Source organism: Paracoccus versutus (genome assembly GCF_000763885.1).
GTDB lineage: Bacteria > Pseudomonadota > Alphaproteobacteria > Rhodobacterales > Rhodobacteraceae > Paracoccus > Paracoccus versutus.
This window is the reverse complement of record NZ_JRKO01000175.1, coordinates 1-645: the sequence shown is the minus strand read 5'-3', so window position 1 is coordinate 645 and position 645 is coordinate 1. Positions and strand designations below refer to the sequence as shown.

At 68.8% G+C, this 645-nt stretch carries 1 protein-coding gene and 1 pseudogene; one reads left to right on the top strand and one right to left on the bottom strand.

Annotation, left to right across the window (positions count from 1 at the left end; translation table 11 throughout):
• Positions 1 to 127 (bottom strand): GTP-binding protein (locus IT40_RS28205; protein WP_231555447.1); only part of this gene is annotated, 127 nt, incomplete at its 3' end.
• A gap of 208 nt (positions 128 to 335) precedes the next feature.
• On the opposite strand from IT40_RS28205, the pseudogene IT40_RS26515 reads away from it, so the two are divergent.
• Positions 336 to 645 (top strand): annotated as a pseudogene (locus IT40_RS26515) (DUF533 domain-containing protein); the annotation flags it as partial.

Genomic DNA, 645 nt, shown 5'->3' with positions numbered 1-645 from the left:
CGTAGGCCTTGAATTCACCGAAATACTTCGTGATCGCAGCCGTCAGCGTCGTCTTGCCGTGGTCAACGTGACCAATCGTCCCGATGTTGACGTGCGGTTTCGTCCGTTCAAACTTTGCCTTTGCCATCATGGCCTCCTATCGGGGGGGCCACCCGCGCGACAGCCCCCGTCGTGAAACATCCGCCGCGACTTATAATCGTGCCGGGGAAAAATCAAGGGCGGCCGGGCCTTTGCCGCCGGGGCTGTGGCGGTGGAACCGGAACCCGGCGAATACGTTGGAATTGCGCAACAAGGCTGCCCGGCCCGCGGCCCCGCAGCGCTTTCGGAGGACCAAGATGAGCCTGATGAAATCCCTCGCCCGCGTCGCGGCCGGCGTCATGCTGGCCAAGGGGATCGGAACCATGATGAAGAACGCCCAGAACCGGCCGCAATCGGGCGGCGGGCGCAGCCCCGGCGGGCTGCTCGACGAGTTGTTCGGCAACAACACCGGCCAGGCCGGCGACCGCCGCAGCGGCGCGGGCGGGCTGGGCGACATGCTGGGCCAGGTGCTGGGCGGGCGCTCGGGCGGCGGCACGGCTTATGGCGGGCCGAACTCCCCCCGCCCCAGCGGTACGGCCCCGGGCGGGCTGGGCGGGCTGCTCGCCC